The organism is Planococcus lenghuensis (genome assembly GCF_001999905.1).
GTDB lineage: Bacteria > Bacillota > Bacilli > Bacillales_A > Planococcaceae > Indiicoccus > Indiicoccus lenghuensis.
The window spans coordinates 1562354-1579693 of sequence record NZ_CP019640.1 but is presented as its reverse complement, the minus strand read 5'-3'; the positions used below and the strand labels follow the sequence as shown (position 1 = coordinate 1579693).

Here is a 17340-nt window from a genome sequence, read left to right as displayed (position 1 = left end):
AGTAGAATGACCGCATGCGAAACAAAAATTTCCGTACATTCATCATTTATATGATGATCGGTATCATGGTTCTCTCGAGCTTGCTGTTCGGGATCAGTTTCATCCTGTAAGTAATGAGTACGTATATATGATAAAAGCAGGGTCGCTTTACTGCTCCCCTGCTTTTCATTTTCAGTTCTGGAGGATCAGATGCTATCACAAGTCTACAGACGCTCATCTTTCCGCACGGGTGCCATCATAGCGCTGCTTGTTGTGCTCTTTGTGCTGACTTTTTTCTTTCCGCCTTTATTTGAATCTTTTTTTTCATTGGTGAAAGACAGTTTCATCTCCATTCACTTGCTGTTTGAAATAACCGCCATTTTCACCTCTTTCAGTATCGCCTTATATGGCTGGGTCTCGACCCGGCATATGGAGCAGGAAATCCCGCCGCTTTTGCCGGCATTCTTTTTAGCAGTCGCTGTTTTTGATTTATTCCACGCGTTTACGTTTATGGGAATGCCCGAATTTTTCGGTGAAGTCAATAACCATAATTCCACGTGGTTCTGGACAGTGGCCCGCCTGACGGAAGCGGTTGTTTTCCTGGCAAGTGCTTCCCTGCTCAGCCGGAAACAACAAAAACCGAGCCATAACTTGTTTTTATTGGCGGCCGCTTACACTGTTTTTGTTTCATATGTGATTTTTTCAGAATCTTTTTTCCTTCCGCAGCTTCTTGGCGAAAATGGACCAAATCAATTGAAAGTGCTGTTGGAAACCATAGTTGCCGTTTTGCACCTGACAGCGATTTTCGTCCTGTTCCGGCAGGTGCGCCATGAAAAGCGGAATGTTCCGGGCGAATTTTTCATCGCTTCCGTTGCAATTATTTTCGCTTCCATCTTTTTTATGAGTTACAGTACGACCACGGATTTCTTCAGCTTGTCCGGCCATATTTTTAAAGCGATCGGTTATGTAGCCATCATGCGGGTCGTGTACTTGCGGAATATCGAAGAACCTTTCCTGAAAATCAAATTGCTGCATGACCGCAACCGCAGCATTTTGAATACGGTGGATATCGGCATGATCGAGACTGACGCCCATGGGGTGATCCGTTTTCTCAATATCCCGGCAAAGCTTGCCCTTCAGACATCCGATCAGCAGGGGCTCGGCAAGTCTGTGTATACATTTAACGCAGCCGGCGAAAACGTCCATGATTTCACGACGATGAAACGCACAAACGGGGAGCAGTTCCCCGCAGAAGTGGAACGGTTCCCGCTTATGGAAAAAGGGCGCGTCACCGGTTATGTATACACCATGCGGGATTTGACGGATGCTATCCGGCAGGAGGAAATGGAAAAAGAACAGCAGCAGCTGGAATTTGAACTGAAAACTGCTGCCGCCGTCCAGAATTCCCTCCTGCAGTCCAATACGCACAATCAGCATGACCATATCGGCGTCATCAGCATCCCGTACCGGCAGCTGAACGGTGATTTCTATGATATCAATGTCACCCGCAATTACACGCTGTTTTCCGTGGCGGATGTCAGCGGCAAAGGGATACCGGCTGCCATTCAGATGTCCATGATTACATACGCCATGGAACAGAGCAACCCGATGATCGAAGAGCCGCATGAAGTGCTCGGCTCGCTTAATCATTTCGTCAGCCGCTATACAGCTGATACCAATTTCATCACGATGTTCATCTGTTTCTTCAATGAACTTACCGGCGAGCTTGCCTATAGTTCAGGCGGCCATGAACCGGCGCTTGTATACCGGGCGGCTACCGGGGAAATTGAAGAGCTGCAGACAAAAGGAGCAGGTCTCGGATTCATAGAAACACCAACGTATGAAACAAGATTCACCCGCCTCTTTGATGGTGATTTTGTCGTGCTGTATACAGATGGCATTTCAGAAGACCGGGGACGTGAAGAAATCGATTCACCTGATGTACTGAAAGCAGGAATGCTCCAAGTGGACCGGAGCCTGCCCGCCCGGATCGTTGCTGAAAATTTGCTGGATTATGTACAGGCCAATAAAATTGCACCTGCTACGGATGATCAGACAATTGCTGTGCTTAAAAAGATGGAAAACCGCCGGGCTGCCGGGAAAGAATCTCAGGTGTAAGAAACTGCAGACCGCCAGTCCGATCATCGGACCGGCGGTTTTTCAGCAATTTCGGCCTTTGCATAAAGGAAAACGCCGACCCATTTGGATCAGCGTTTTCTATTTACTGCATAACCGCTCTCAATTCTTCCCTCATTTCCATACTGTATCCTCCGTCTCCGCCATCTCCGCACCCGGTAAGCAGCAGTCCCGCTGACAGAATCAACAGAACCAGTTTTTTCACTTCACCCACCCCTGTTCATCAGTTTGCAAGTGCTCGGTCACCGGCAAGCAAACATAAGAAACACCACTGTGCTGCAGTTCGTTTTCAGGGGAATTCAATTGTGGCCAAAAGGTATGCATCTCTTATTATTCCACTTTTAATTTATCTAAATTTTCTGATTAAATAAAGAAGAATCTTTAATTATGCAAAGTAAAACACCCGACACTCAGGAGGTTGCCGCATTGGCAAGAGGCATGGATTTTTTCGGTTCAAACCCTTTATATGATTGTTTGATCTCTAAATATTCTTCCATTTCACCGATGAATCGGTACAGTCCCGCCATTGCGATAAAAGTTTCGTGATTTTTCGGGAGCGGCATTTCAGCAAATTCCTTCTTGACCCGGTTCAGTTTTTCAAGGTAATCGCCGGCCGTATTGCCGGAATGCACATGTTCTGAAATGTCTTCCATGAATTCCGCAATGAGATGCGACTGGCCGACGATGACCGGCAGCGTCGTGATTGCCGGCAGTACCCGTTCAATGATTTCAAATTGCCGTTCACGCATATCAAAATACATATAGTAACGGTTTTCTTTCCGCGCCAAATGATTTTCAACATCCTGGTAAGCCAACGCTTTTGCTTTCGACAGCAGTTGTTCCACTTCCGTAAGCTCCCGGCCATCCCACATCGATTCCCCTTTATGGAGATAAGTCGCCACTTCCCGGAAAATGGTGGAATAATAATCTTCCAGCCGAATCCGGTACTGCTCTAGTTTTCTATCAATGCTTGGCATATAAAGATTAACGAGAAGCGCTGTGCCGAAACCGATGATCATTAAAAGCAGTTCATTGCCGAAAAAACTCCACGTCAGACTGCCGAAATTGAGAATATGCAGCAAAATGACCGTGCTGGATATGAAGCCATCCGTCAGTCCAAGCGAGACAAGGACAGGAATGAACAACACCAGTATGAGACCGAGCACGAATGGCTCGTAGGCGAAGGCTTCGAAAAACAAGAACGCATACAGAATCGCAATGAGTGAAGCTGCAAAGCGGGAGAAAACGGCACGCACTGATCGCCGTTTCGTCGGCTGGATGCACAAGATCGCCAGGATGCCGGCGGAGACATAATATTCAAGATCCAGCAGCAATGCAATATAGATGGCGACCGGCGCCCCGACTGCCGTTTTTAAGGTCCGGTAGCCGATCGAAAAAGGTTTCAGCTTCATACATGACTCCTTCCTGAAAATGAAAAATGCCCCTATAAGGGGCATTTTTCCATCATACTTCTTCGCAATGCTCTTCCATCAATGCCTGCAGATGTGTAATAACCGACATCGGGTCGTGGCCTTCGATTTCATGCCGTCCGACTTCCGCGACGACCTGGCCATCTTTCAGAAGTGCAAAAGACGGGGATGACGGCAAATGGTCTTCGCCGAACAAAGCGCGTGCCTGTGCTGTCGCTTCTTTATCCTGTCCCGCAAACACTGTATACAGATGATCCGGACGCTTATCATAATGAAGCGAATGAAGCGCTGCCGGACGTGCAATCCCGCCGGCACAGCCGCATACCGAGTTTATCATGACAAGGCTTGTTCCTTTTTCAGCAAATGCCTGCTCGACTTCTTCCGGCGTCCGCAGTTCTTCGTATCCACCAGTCACCAATTCCTGACGGGCTTGTCTGACTATATCATTCATCAACAGATCGAAATCCATGTTCATCGTCGTCACTCCTTACGTTTTCCTGTTTTTATCATATCAGGTGGACGGGATTAGCGCAAAAAAACTAATCGAAAAGATCACGGATGGCCTGGGACACCGTCAGTTCATCATTCAAAATGGCCGCTTCGAGCGACTTCACTTGCGATTTCCGCCGGTCTTCGGCATAAAATCGCCGAAACAGTTCATCTTGGATCATCGCATGGAACCAGTCTTTCGTTTGGCTTCTACGCCGCTCTTCGAAACTTCCCGATGCTGTGCCGGTCTCTTTGAATCGCTGGACAAGATTCCAGATATCCTCGATTCCATTTCCCGTTACAGAAGATGCGCTGATTGCCGACGTCACCCATCCAGGCGTCGCCGGCTGCAGAAATTTCAGCATCTGTTTGTATTCAGAGACGGTTTTCTTTGCCAGTTTTTCATTCGGTCCATCCGCTTTATGCACGACAATGGCATCCGCCAGTTCCATGATCCCTTTTTTCATTCCCTGCAGTTCATCCCCTGCACCTGTCAGAACAAGCAGCAGATACAAATCGACCATGCCGCGCACAATCGTTTCGCTCTGCCCGACGCCGACCGTTTCCACTAATATGACATCATAACCTGCCGCTTCACACAAGAGCATCGTTTCCCGGGTTTTTTTGTGAACACCGCCGAGTGTGCCGGCAGTCGGAGACGGACGGATAAATGCGCGCGGATTGCGGGCGAGCTGCTCCATCCGGGTTTTATCCCCCAGTATGCTGCCGCCCGTCACGGTAGAGCTCGGATCAATAGCGAGAACAGCTACCCGGTGGCCCCGCTCCGTCAGCATGGTGCCGAATGTCTCGATGAAAGTGCTCTTGCCAGCCCCAGGTACACCGGTGATACCGATCCGGATGCTGTTGCCGGTTTTTGGCAGCAGCCGGTTCAGGAGCTCCTGGCCGTTCCGCTGATGATCGGGATCCGCGCTTTCAATGAGTGTAATCGCTTTGCTTAAATGCTGCCTGGAGCCCGCTTCAATTTCCCGGGCAAGCGCATCCGGTGATAAAGGAGATTCCGCGCGTTTCCGAAAACGCCGCCGCGGCCGGGAATTCATGCCATCATGTGCTTCCCGTACACCATCCATGACGCGTCGTGAACCGTTTTGCTCCTGCATCAGCCCTGCACTTCCTCGTAACCGAGCCGCGAATAGATCTCTTCAATCACTTTTTGAGCAGCCACCGGTATAACCGTGCCCGGGCCGAAAATAGCACTCGCCCCGTTTTCGCGCAGGAAGTGATAATCCTGAGCCGGGATGACGCCGCCGACCACAATCAGGATATCGCTGCGGCCGATAGCATTCAGTTCATCCCGAAGTTCCGGGACGAGTGTTTTATGACCTGCAGCGAGGGAACTGACGCCAATGACATGCACGTCATTCTCTGCTGCCTGCTGGGCCGTTTCCGCGGGCGTCTGGAACAGCGGTCCGATATCCACATCAAACCCGAGGTCCGCAAACGCGGTCGAAATCACTTTCGCGCCGCGGTCATGGCCATCCTGTCCCATTTTGGCAATCAGGATACGTGGCCGCCGCCCTTCGTTCTCCAGGAATTCTTCCGCCATTTCTTTTACTGTCCCGATCTCTTCCTGATTGGAGAAATTGGCGCTGTACACACCGCTTATCGAACGGATTACTGCTTTATGCCGGCCGGATGCCGCTTCGATGGCATCGGATATTTCACCGAGCGTCGCCCGGTGCCGGGCCGCTTCTACGGCAGCCGCAAGCAAATTGTCTTCTGTTCCCCTCGACGTTTCCGTCAGCTGACGCAATGCTGCCTGGACATCGGATTCATTGCGGCTGCTGCGGACCTGCTCGATTCGCTCAATCTGCTTTTTGCGGACGGCCGGGTTATCGATGTTCAGAATATCAATCGGGTCTTCCTCATCAAGCCGGTAGCGATTGACGCCGATAATCGTTTCTTTGCCCGAATCAATCTGGGCCTGCCGTCTGGCTGCGGCTTCCTCAATGCGCATCTTCGGAAGACCGGTTTCAATCGCTTTGGCCATGCCGCCGAGATTCTCCACTTCCTCGATGAGTTCCCATGCTTTTTCTGTCAGCTGGGCTGTCAGGGCTTCAACGTAGTACGAGCCGCCCCATGGATCGATCACGTTCGTCATTTTGGTCTCTTCCTGGAGGAATAATTGCGTATTCCGGGCGATCCGGGCCGAAAAATCCGTCGGCAAAGCAATCGCTTCGTCCAGCGCATTGGTGTGGAGCGATTGCGTATGCCCCATGGCCGCCGCATTCGCTTCGATCAGTGTCCGGGTCACGTTATTGAATGGATCCTGTTCCGTCAAACTCCAGCCGGATGTTTGCGAATGGGTACGGAGCGCCAGGGACTTCGGATTCTGCGGATCGAACGAGGCCATCATTTTCGCCCATATAGCCCGGGCTGCCCGCATTTTGGCGATTTCCATGAAATAATTCATGCCGATCGCCCAGAAAAATGACAGCCGCGGGGCAAACGAATCAATGCCGATGCCGGCCTGAAGTCCGGTCCGGACGTATTCGAGTCCATCCGCCAGCGTATACGCCAATTCGATGTCGGCTGTCGCCCCCGCTTCCTGCATATGATAGCCCGAGATGGAGATGGAATTGAATTTCGGCATATTACGGGAAGTAAAATCGAAAATATCTGCGATGATCCGCATTGACATGTCCGGCGGATAAATATAGGTATTGCGCACCATATATTCTTTTAAAATGTCATTTTGAATCGTGCCGGTCAGTTTTTCCGGCGGCACGCCCTGCTCTTCCGCCGCCACGATATAAAAAGCGAGGATCGGAATGACCGCACCGTTCATCGTCATCGACACTGACATTTGGTCAAGCGGGATGCCGTCGAATAAGATTTTCATATCCTCGACGGAATCGATGGCAACGCCCGCTTTCCCGACATCTCCTTTCACTCGGGGGTGGTCGGAATCATATCCGCGGTGCGTCGCCAAATCGAATGCCACGGACAGTCCTTTCTGCCCCATTGCGAGGTTTCGCCGGTAAAACGCATTCGATTCCTCGGCTGTTGAAAAACCGGCGTACTGACGAACCGTCCATGGACGGGTTACATACATCGTCGGATACGGCCCTCGGACATTCGGCGGGCTGCCGGGCATGCCGGCAGTCATTCCTTCCCCATCTTCTTTTGAGTAAAAGGATTTCACCGGGATGCCTTCATTGGTCTGGAACGGTTCTGTCTCCTGCTGTTCAGGTTCCGGAACCGTTATCGCATTAATATCCACTTTAGAAAAATCAGGTTTCGTCATTCTGCTCGCCTCCCTGTCCGATTGCTGCCAGCTGTTCCAGTTTTTCCAGTATGTTCTGCCCTGTAAATACAGAACCACTGATCCCCTGGCCTCTCCATTGCGCCAGTTGACCCGCCCCGTACCGGCCCGCCACATCAAGAACAGCCCCGGCTGACGCCAAGTGCAGGACCGCGCGTTCAATTTCTTCTTCGCTGCCGACGAGAACTGCATATTGAATTCCGTGCTTCCGGATAAACGCAGAAGCTGCCGGGCCATCTGTGTTTTCCGGACTGTCTTCCGGAATCAGGCCGCCGACTGCCAGCACACCTTTCACGAAATCCGATTTCACTTTAACTTCCTTCAATGGGCCAAGGTGCAGGATCGCCGTTTTAAGCGAGGTCCGGCTGAGCCGTTCCCGGACTTGTTCGAATGGTTGTGCAAGCCGTTTGGCAGTCATGATTTCCGCTTTCGATTCCAAATCCACTTCCTGCATCCGCTCTTCCGGGTCTGCGTACTTATTAGTGCCGACCAGCACTTCTTTTCTGATGGCTGCCCGGTGTTCCCGTTCCTGCCATTTCGCCTGGAGTTCATCTGCCAGCCAGCCGCTCCGGATCACTTCCGAGTACCCGCCGGCTTCTTCGATCTTCAGAAAATGCGCCCACGCGGCTTCGGCATAGTCATGAGTCAGTTGTTCAATGAAGAACGAACCGGCTGCAGCGTCCTGTACATGCCGGGTATGCGTCTCTTCCCGGATGATCAGCTGCACATTGCGGGCGACCCGCAAGCTGGCCGGTGTGGAACCTGTTAAAATGTCGTGCGGCAGGACGGTGTGTGCATCACTCCCGCCCAGCACTGCAGAGAACGCGGAATTGCCGGCTCTGAGCAGATTGACGTAAGGATCCGCTTTTGAATACGAGCGGAGGGAAGTTTCCGTAAACACCGGTATGGATGGAACTGCCGAACCGTAGGCTGAACAAAATGCCGCCCATACAGTGCGGAATGCCCGAAGTTTTGCAATCTCAGAGAAGAAATCAGTATTTACAGCAAAACGCACCCAGAGACTGGCAGCACTTTCTTCAAAGTTGTCTGCGTCTGCTTTTTCAGCCAGCAAACTCAGCGCAACGGCAATTTCCTGCACTGCCGATCCTCCGGCCAGATGAACCGGAACCGTATCCGCACATTTGTTCCGCACACCGCGGGGCGCTTCAATCGGTTTATCCGATAAAATGACACCGGATACATTTTCAGCCTGCTCAGTTGTCATTTCATCCAGCAGCTGACGGACGAACTTGCCGTCTCCTCTTGTTTTCAAATAAAACGGGTAACGGGCAAGCAGCTCCCGGAACTCGTCAAGATTATCCGCGGTCCAATCAAGCCCTTCCGCGTGCGTATAAACGATCATTTCATTGCCTCTGTCCAGGCTGTCGCGGATTTTCTTCAGGAGCTTTTCCGCATTTACCGCCGGCTGTCCGTTCGCTTCCTGGGCAATCAGAAAATCCCGAGCCGTTTTCGAGAGCCGCATCGCCCGCACTTGGCGTTCGAGCGCATCCCCTAGCGCTTCAGCTGTTTCCTTAGTATAAAGCGGTTGCAGTTCAACATCTTCTGCCGTCCGGGTCTGCAGGCTGTCAAACGGTTTCCCTTTCAGGACAGCTTCTGCATGCTGCTTCCATTCACCATAAGTGACATCAGTGAATTGCTGCTGTTTCATCCTTTCAATTGACACGTCCATCCTCCTCCTGCGCTTCAGTTCATTCCCTTTTATTTTACTGCAAGCTTCTGTCACTTGAAAGAAAAACCGGTACCGGCAACTGCCGGTACCGGTCATTAGAGACTTAGTACACAGATGTGTTCTCTTTCGAAATGTTTTCAAGAATTTCTTTGACCCGTGCCAGAAAACGGCCGCACACCAGACCATCGAGCACCCGGTGATCAAGCGACAGGCACAGATTCACCATATCGCGAGGAGCGATCATACCGCCATTCAGGATGACCGGCCGCTTCACAATCGATTCCACCTGCAGAATGGCCGCCTGCGGATGATTGATGATGCCCATCGACTGAACAGAACCGAATGAGCCTGTATTGTTGACGGTGAATGTGCCGCCTTTCATGTCGTCGGCTTTCAGTTTGCCTGCCCGGACTTTCGCTGCCAGGTCGTTGATTTCCCGGGCAATGCCTTTAATCGATTTCTCATCAGCATTTTTGATGACTGGCACGTACAGCGCTTCTTCAGTCGCCACAGCGATTGAGATATTGATATCTTTTTTCTGAATGATTTTATCGCCGGCCCACATGGAATTCATCATCGGGAATTCCTTCAGTGCCTGGGATACCGCTTTGACGAAAAATGCGAAATACGTAAGGTTAAACCCTTCCCGCTGCTTGAACTCCGTTTTCAGGGAATCCCGGTACTGAACGAGATTCGTCACATCCACTTCCGTCATCGTCCAGGCATGCGGTGCTTCGTGCTTGCTTTTCACCATGTTCGCTGCAATCGCCTTGCGGACGCCGGTCACCGGAACTTCAATATCACCTGGTGCGGACTCGATCGCCGGTGAGGCGGCTGGCTGCTGAGACGGGGCGGCCGGGGCAGCGGATTCCTGCGCTTGCGGCGCCGGCTGGGACGCTGATGCCTTTGCAGACGGTTCGCCCGGCTTTGGAATATTGCCGCTTTCAATCAGTTTCATCAGATCTTTACGGGTGATCCGGCCATCGCGTCCTGACCCTTCAACCTGTGACAGGTCAATGTCATTTTCTTGCGAAAGTCGCAGTACGGCAGGAGAATAACGGCCTTTTGCTCCAGTGGGTGCCGCGGGTTTGGATGAGCCTTTCGTGCCGCTCAATTCCACTTCCTGCTGACCGCCAGCGACAGGCTGCTCGTTCGCTTCTTCACCGGCTGCCGGTTTTGCGTCGGTCACTTCTTCTGCCCCGTCACCGCCTTCTGTCTCGATGGTACAGACAAGATCACCGACAGCAAGCGTATCGCCTTCTTCCGCTTTCAGTTCCTTGATCACACCGGTAAACGATGACGGAACTTCAGCCGTTACTTTGTCCGTATTGACTTCCGCCAGCGGATCGTACTTATTGACGTGATCGCCCGGTGCAACCAGCCATTTTTCAATGGTTCCTTCTGTCACACTCTCCCCGAGCTGGGGCATCGTAATTTTTTCTATCGCCAAAGGAATCGCCTCCTGTTCTTTATGCTGATCAGAATTCCGCCAGATCACGCATCGCTTTTTCGACTTTATCCGGATTGATCATGAAGAATTTCTCCATCGTCGGAGCGTATGGCATCGCCGGCACATCCGGACCGGCAAGGCGCTGAATCGGCGCATCCAGGTCAAACAGGCAATTTTCGGCAATGATTGCCGCGACTTCCCCGATGATGCTCCCTTCCTTGTTGTCCTCAGTCACAAGAAGAACTTTCCCGGTTTTCTTTGCTGCCTCAATGATGCCTGCTTTATCGAGCGGATAAATCGTGCGCAGATCCAGCACATGAACGGAAATACCATCCTCTGCGAGACGTTCTGCAGCCTGAAGTGCGAAATGAACAGCCAGACCATATGTAATGACTGTGATATCTTCGCCTTCCCGCTTCACGTCGGCTTTGCCGATTTCGATTGTATAATCGTCTTCCGGCACTTCGCCTTTAATGAGCCGGTACGCCCGTTTATGCTCAAAGAACATGACCGGATCCGGATCGCGGATCGCGGCTTTCAGGAGTCCTTTTGCGTCATACGGCGTTGACGGGATGACAATTTTAAGGCCCGGCTGGTTTGCGAAAACCGCTTCCACCGACTGGGAATGATACAGCGCGCCGTGCACACCGCCGCCGAAGGGAGCCCGGAACACGATCGGACATGACCAGTCGTTATTGGAGCGGTAACGGATGCGCGATGCTTCCGAGATGATCTGATTGACCGCCGGCATAATGAAATCGGCAAATTGGAATTCAGCGATTGGCCGCATGCCATACATGGCGGCGCCTATCCCGACACCGGCAATTGCCGATTCTGCAAGGGGCGTATCGAGTGCCCGGTATTCACCGAATTGGTCATACAGCCCTGCTGTCGCTTTGAAAACGCCGCCTTTTTTTCCGACATCTTCACCGAGAACGAATACCCGGTCATCCCGCTCCATTTCTTCTTTCATTGCGAGCGTAATCGCATTGATATAAGACATTACCGGCATTATTCGTCCCCTCCTTCTTCAGCATATACGTAATCAAGCGCGGATTCCGGATCTGCATACGGTGCATTTTCTGCATAATCCGTGGCTTCATTGACTGTTTTCATAACCCGGTCGTTGATTTCTTTTGCCAGATCGTCGTCCAGTACACCGGCTTCCGTCAAGTACGCTGCAAATGTCAGGACCGGATCGGATGATTTTTGTGCTTCCAGCTCATCCGCTGACCGGTAAGCCCGGTGGTCATCGTCTGACGAGTGGGCAGTCATCCGGGAAGATACCGCTTCAATAAGGCTCGGTCCTTCCCCGCGGCGCGCGCGGTCCGCCGCAGCTTTTACAGAACGGTAGACTTCAAGCGGATCGTTGCCGTCCACTGTCTCACCCGGCATGCCGTACCCGGCCGCGCGGTCCGAAACCTGTTTGGCAGCCACCTGCCGGTCAAGCGGTACAGAAATTGCATATTTATTATTCTCGACTACCGTGACGACCGGCAGTTTATGGACACCCGCGAAGTTCAGCCCTTCATGAAAATCCCCCTGATTGGAAGATCCTTCGCCAAGCGTGGTGAACGTGATGAAATCTTCCCCGGTCATTTTCCCGGCGAGCGCAACACCGACGGCATGCGGCAGCTGGGTCGTAACAGGCGATGATCCGGTCAGAATCCGGTTTTTCTTCTGGCCGAAATGCCCGGGCATCTGCCGGCCGCCTGAGTTGGGATCTTCCGCTTTCGCAAATGCCGACAGCATCAAGTCCTGCGGCGTCATGCCGAAATGCAGGACAACGCCGAGATCGCGGTAATACGGTGCAATATAATCTTTTGTGTTATCGAGCGCATATGCCGCTCCGACCTGTGTCGCTTCCTGTCCCTGACAGGAAATAACGAATGGGATTTTCCCTGCGCGATTCAGCAGCCACATCCGTTCATCCACCCGGCGGGCCATCAGCATCGTCTCATACATTTTCAGCACATCATCGTTCGATAAACCTAATTCTTCATGACGATTCGCCATTGCTCTTCCTCCTTTATAAAAATCTTAAAGGCATTGTGTCTCTTTAAGTAAAAATCGCTTCATATCCGCCTCGATGGCGAAAGACGCCATTTCAGCAGATCCTCCAGCGCCTGTCAGGGCTAGCGGGGTGCCTTCGCTTTTCTTTTGTCCAGACTCTGTCACCCAGCCCTTCTGGGTCGCTTCACATCCGTCTCGATGGCGAAAGACGCCATTTCGGCAGATTCTCCAGCGTCTGTCAGGGCTAGGGGGTGCCTTCGCTTTTCTGTCTACATATGGATTGCTTTGTCGTCAACGGCAAGTGCCGCTTCCCCGATCACTTCGGACAGGGACGGGTGCGGGTGAATGGTTTCTGCGACTTCCCAAGGAGTAGCATCAAGCACCATTGCAAGGCCCGCTTCTGAAATCATATCCGTCACATGCGGACCGATCATATGGACACCGAGCAGGTCATTTGTCGCTTTATCAGAAATGATTTTTACGAAGCCGTCTGATTCGCCGTATACAAGCGCTTTTCCGATTGCTGTAAACGGGAACTTCCCGATTTTCACATCATATCCCTGCTCTTTCGCCTGCGCTTCGGTGATCCCGACACTCGCGGCTTCCGGACTGGAATAAATACAGCGGGAGACGTGATCATAATTAATCGAATGGGCAGTTTCCGTATGGATGTGCTCCACTGCTGCAATGCCTTCATGAGAAGCCACATGTGCCAATTGCAGACCGCCGATCACATCCCCAATCGCGTAGATATGGGCCTCTTTTGTCTGGAATGTCCTTTTCACTTGGATGAATCCTTTATCCGTCTGAATTTCAGTGTTTTCAAGTCCGATGTTTTCAACATTCGCCTGGCGGCCGACGGAGACAAGCATTTTCTCAGCCGTGAATGTCTGGCTCTTACCGCCTAGTTCTGCCTGGATGGTAACACTTTCTTCATCTTTTTGAAGTGTATCGCCCATCACTTTGGCCCCTGTGGCGAACTTGATGCCTTTTTTCTTCAGCAGTTTCAGCATTTCTTTTGAAATGTCTTCATCTTCCGTCGGCAGGATGCGGTCAGCATATTCAATAACCGTTACATCGACGCCGAAATCATGGAGCATCGATGCCCATTCAATGCCGATCACACCGCCTCCAACGATTAGAATCGAGCTTGGAAGCTCTTCAAGCGACAGCGCTTCATCGGAACTCATGATGCGGTCGCCATCAATATCGAGCCCCGGCAATGTGCGGGGCCGGGAACCTGTTGCGATAATCACATTTTTGGGAATGAGCATTTCATTTTCTTCCCCGTTCGTCATTTCAACCGAAACGGTGCCGGGCATTGGAGAAAAGATGGAAGGCCCCAGAATGCGGCCGAATCCTTCATACACATCAATCTTCCCTTTTTTCATCAATGCCTGCACGCCTTTGTACAGCTGATTAACAACGTCCTGTTTGCGCTCCTGCACGCGTCCGAACTCGAGCGTCACTTCGCCGGTTTTCACACCAAAATCCGCGGCGTGATGCTTGGCAGTCCTGAAAACTTCTGCGCTTCGGAGCAGCGCTTTGCTTGGAATGCAGCCTTTGTGGAGACATGTGCCGCCAAGATTGCCTTTCTCCACGACTGCCGTCTTCAGACCCAGCTGGGCTGCTCGGATGGCAGCCACGTAGCCGCCTGTTCCACCGCCGAGTATGACGAGATCATAATCCTGTGCCATATCATTTATCCTCCTTAAGTATCCGCTGTCACATCGGGTAAGTCTTTGCCTGTTCTTCTCCGTTCAGTACCCGGGCTGCACCTTCAGCAAGTGCCTGAAGTTCATTTTCACCGGGCAGGACAATGACGTCCGCTATCCAGCTGATTTTTCTGCTGATCGCCTCTGTGAACAATTTGCCGTATGCCAGCCCGCCTGTCAGCAGAATTGCATCCACTTCACCTTCAAGCGCAGCGCTTGCGGAACCGATCTCTTTTGCGACTTGATACGCCATCGCTTCATATATCAGTCCCGCTTCGCCGTCTCCCCGTGCAATCCTATTTTCGACCGCTACGGCATCACTCGTGCCGAGATAGCCGGCCAGCCCGCCTTTACCGACGACCATCCGCATGATCTCCTGCCGGTAGTACTGGCCGGAGAAACAGAGTTCAACCAGATCACCGGCCGGTATTGTCCCGGCCCGTTCCGGACTGAACGGACCATCGCCGTGTAATCCGTTATTGACATCGGTAACGCGGCCATGCTTATGCACGCCGACTGTGATTCCGCCGCCCATATGCGCCACAATAAGCCGGAGATCGCTGTAGCGTCTGCCGGCAGAAGCCGCAAAGCGGCGGGCGACCGCTTTTTGGTTCAGTGCATGAAAGATGGATTTCCGCTCAATCATCGGGAACCCGGAAACCCGGGCGATATCATCCAGTTCATCCACGACAACCGGATCTACAATATAAGAAGGAATATTTAGCGCTTCAGCGATCTCATAGGCAATGATGCCGCCGAGATTCGACGCGTGCTGGCCGGAATAGCCGATCCGGAGATCCTGAAGCATCGCTTCATTCACCGCATACGTACCGCCTTCGATCGGCCGGAGAAGACCTCCGCGGCCGCAGACTGCTGACAGCTTCGACAGGTTGATGCCTTCTTCATCCAGCGCTTCAAGAACCGTCTGTTTCCGGTAATCATACTGCTCAATGATGGATGAGAAATGACTGATTTCTTCCGGTGCATGGCGAATGGTCTTCTCCATGATCATCGCTTCATTATCGTAAACACCGATTTTTGTCGACGTGGACCCTGGATTGATGACAAGAATCCTGCAGAGAGTATCCCGCATTCCGCTCTCCTCCTTAACCGTCTTTAGCGGCGGCTCAAGATATTATGTTCGTTGCGGAGGAATTGGCTTCTCGATCTGCAGACGCGATCGATCCGTTCTTCCGCCATGCGGTCTGCAGCCTGATAGCTTGGAATTCCATCCCGCTTTGCAATTTCGAAAATCCGTGAAATGCTGTCATAAATCGTTTCCACCCGCTTCATGGCCCGTTCCTGGTTATAGCCATTTAATTCATCCGCAACGTTGATCACACCGCCCGCGTTGATAACAAAATCCGGCGCATAAACGATGCCGCGCTCTTCGAGCATATCCCCGTGGCGCTCTTCCTTCAACTGGTTGTTTGCGGATCCGGCCACGACTTTCACTTTCAGCTGCGGGATTGTTTCGTCATTGATGATCGCCCCGAGGGCACATGGTGCAAAAATATCCGCTTCCTGGGAATATATCTCATTGATGCCGACTGCTGTTGCACCGAACTCATCCACTGCCCGCTGCACAGCCTGCTGGTTGATATCGGTCACGATCAGCTTCGCGCCTTCTTCATGAAGATAGCGGCATAATGTGAAAGCCACATTGCCGACTCCCTGGACAGCAATTGTTTTACCTTCCAGTGAATCGTCGCCGAAAGCTTCCTTCGCTGCCGCTTTCATACCGAGGTAGCAGCCATACGCAGTGACTGGAGACGGATTACCCGAAGAACCGAATGCAGGTGAGATGCCTGTCACGAAATCGGTTTCCTCATGGATCAGGTCCATATCTGCAACTGTAGTGCCGACATCCTCCGCTGTTATATAACGGCCGTTCAGTCCTTGAATGAACCGGCCGAATGCCCGGAACATTTCTTCATTCTTATCTTTCAGCGGATCGCCGATGATTACGGTTTTCCCCCCGCCGAGATTCAGACCGGCTGCCGCATTTTTGTATGTCATTCCCCGGCCAAGACGGATGGCATCTTCAATCGCTTCTTCTTCTGATTCATAATTCCACATCCGGGTTCCGCCAAGCGCCGGACCGAGTGTTGTGTCATGGATGCAGATGATCGCTTTCAGGCCGGATGTTTTATCCTGGCAAAACACCAGTTGTTCATAGTCTTGGCTTTCCATTCTTTTGAAGATTTCCATTTTCATTTCCTCCCTGATTATCAGTGATTAATCGGATGCGTGCAGTGCAAGACCCAATGAATATAATTTGCTTTGTGCGCTGTCGGAGCGTGATGTCAGGACGATCGGCGCCTTTGCGCCTGTGATGACCGCACCTACTTTCGCCTTGGCGAAATAGACAAGCGATTTATACAGGATGTTTCCTGATTCGATATTCGGGACGAGAAGGATATCTGCCCGTCCGGCTGTTTCGCCGGTCAGCCCCTTATGGCGGGCCGCTTCAACTGAAACCGCATTATCCAGCGCGAGCGGGCCATCCACGATGCAGCCGGTGATCTGTCCCCGGACATTCATGGCAACAAGAGCCGCGGCATCCAGTGTTGCCTGCATTTTCGGATTCACGATCTCCACGGCAGCAAGCGGTGCAACAACCGGCTTTTCAATCCCCAGCTTTTGTGCAATCTCCACTGCATTTTGTATGATGGCCGCTTTGCTGTTCAAATCCGGCTCAGGATTCATCCCTGCATCCGTGATGAAAATCAGCCGGTCGTATCCGGCCACTTCAAAAGCTGCCACGTGTGAAAGCGTCCGGCCGATCCGCAGCCCCTTCTCTGCATGCAATACCGCTTTCATCAGCAGGGCTGTCGGAATCCGGCCTTTCATGAGCACCGCAGCATCATTTTCCCGGACTGCCTTCACTGCCTGTGCTGCCGCGTCCGTAAAATCCCTCGCATGAGAAGTACGCACATCAGCATGATTTACCAGATGCGGGAAATCATCCGCCATCAGACTCGCCAATTCCTGCCTGTCATCAATCAGCAGAAATGTGCACAGTCCCTGTCCGACCGCTAAGCTAACCGTCTCAAGCACTGCACTGTCTGCTGCAGCTGCTATAGAGACTGTGCGGGTTGCCTGCGGCATTTCAGGATTGATAAGATCATCCAATTTCAGCATGCTGTCACCCC

14 protein-coding genes are annotated in these 17340 nt (G+C 52.0%); 2 read left to right on the top strand and 12 right to left on the bottom strand.

The features are described from left to right. Nucleotides 1-14: 14 nt before the first annotated feature. Nucleotides 15-110 (top strand): stressosome-associated protein Prli42, encoded by a 96-nt coding sequence (prli42, locus tag B0X71_RS20865; RefSeq protein WP_156889813.1) that lies wholly within the window; start codon nt 15-17, stop codon nt 108-110. Between the two features lie 79 nt (nt 111-189). Further along, complete coding sequence (locus B0X71_RS08020) at nt 190-2097, top strand: MASE3 domain-containing protein (RefSeq protein ID WP_077588928.1); 1908 nt, start codon at nt 190-192, stop codon at nt 2095-2097. A 428-nt stretch (nt 2098-2525) separates the two neighbouring features. On the opposite strand, the gene B0X71_RS08015 is transcribed toward B0X71_RS08020, so the two are convergent. From B0X71_RS08015 to yqiS, 12 genes are all read right to left on the bottom strand, one after another. Then, nucleotides 2526-3527 carry an aromatic acid exporter family protein gene (locus tag B0X71_RS08015; RefSeq protein ID WP_198038705.1) on the bottom strand — a complete coding sequence of 334 codons (1002 nt, stop codon included), beginning with the start codon at nt 3525-3527 and terminating at the stop codon, nt 2526-2528. 52 nt (nt 3528-3579) lie between these two features. After that, a complete protein-coding gene (locus tag B0X71_RS08010) occupies nt 3580-4020 on the bottom strand; it encodes a BrxA/BrxB family bacilliredoxin (protein ID WP_077588927.1) in 441 nt (146 codons plus the stop codon). Nucleotides 4021-4084: 64 nt separating this feature from the next. Beyond that, nucleotides 4085-5152 carry a methylmalonyl Co-A mutase-associated GTPase MeaB gene (meaB, locus tag B0X71_RS08005; RefSeq protein WP_077588926.1) on the bottom strand — a complete coding sequence of 356 codons (1068 nt, stop codon included), beginning with the start codon at nt 5150-5152 and terminating at the stop codon, nt 4085-4087. Then, a complete protein-coding gene (scpA, locus tag B0X71_RS08000) occupies nt 5152-7299 on the bottom strand; it encodes a methylmalonyl-CoA mutase (protein ID WP_077588925.1) in 2148 nt (715 codons plus the stop codon). Before scpA ends, meaB begins: the two co-directional genes overlap by 1 nt. Then, nucleotides 7286-9001, bottom strand: coding sequence for a methylmalonyl-CoA mutase family protein (locus tag B0X71_RS07995; RefSeq protein ID WP_077588924.1), 1716 nt, complete (start codon nt 8999-9001; stop codon nt 7286-7288). Before B0X71_RS07995 ends, scpA begins: the two co-directional genes overlap by 14 nt. Nucleotides 9002-9110: 109 nt before the next feature. After that, entirely contained in the window at nt 9111-10457 is a 1347-nt protein-coding gene (locus B0X71_RS07990) for a dihydrolipoamide acetyltransferase family protein (RefSeq protein WP_077588923.1), read from the bottom strand. Nucleotides 10458-10485: 28 nt separating this feature from the next. Continuing rightward, a complete protein-coding gene (locus tag B0X71_RS07985) occupies nt 10486-11469 on the bottom strand; it encodes an alpha-ketoacid dehydrogenase subunit beta (protein ID WP_077588922.1) in 984 nt (327 codons plus the stop codon). Beyond that, the gene (locus tag B0X71_RS07980) at nt 11469-12473 is read right to left on the bottom strand and encodes a thiamine pyrophosphate-dependent dehydrogenase E1 component subunit alpha (protein WP_077588921.1); all 1005 of its coding nucleotides are present in this window, start codon (nt 12471-12473) and stop codon (nt 11469-11471) included. Before B0X71_RS07980 ends, B0X71_RS07985 begins: the two co-directional genes overlap by 1 nt. Nucleotides 12474-12739: 266 nt before the next feature. After that, on the bottom strand, nt 12740-14167 hold the full coding sequence (lpdA, locus tag B0X71_RS07975; RefSeq protein ID WP_077588920.1) for a dihydrolipoyl dehydrogenase: 1428 nt from the start codon (nt 14165-14167) through the stop codon (nt 12740-12742). Nucleotides 14168-14195: 28 nt separating this feature from the next. Next, nucleotides 14196-15278, bottom strand: coding sequence for a butyrate kinase (gene buk / locus B0X71_RS07970; protein ID WP_077588919.1), 1083 nt, complete (start codon nt 15276-15278; stop codon nt 14196-14198). A gap of 23 nt (nt 15279-15301) precedes the next feature. Next, nucleotides 15302-16396 carry a branched-chain amino acid dehydrogenase gene (bcd, locus tag B0X71_RS07965; RefSeq protein ID WP_077588918.1) on the bottom strand — a complete coding sequence of 365 codons (1095 nt, stop codon included), beginning with the start codon at nt 16394-16396 and terminating at the stop codon, nt 15302-15304. 27 nt (nt 16397-16423) lie between these two features. Beyond that, the gene (gene yqiS / locus B0X71_RS07960; RefSeq protein ID WP_408634139.1) at nt 16424-17326 is read right to left on the bottom strand and encodes a phosphate butyryltransferase; all 903 of its coding nucleotides are present in this window, start codon (nt 17324-17326) and stop codon (nt 16424-16426) included. Between the last annotated feature and the right edge of the window lie 14 nt (nt 17327-17340).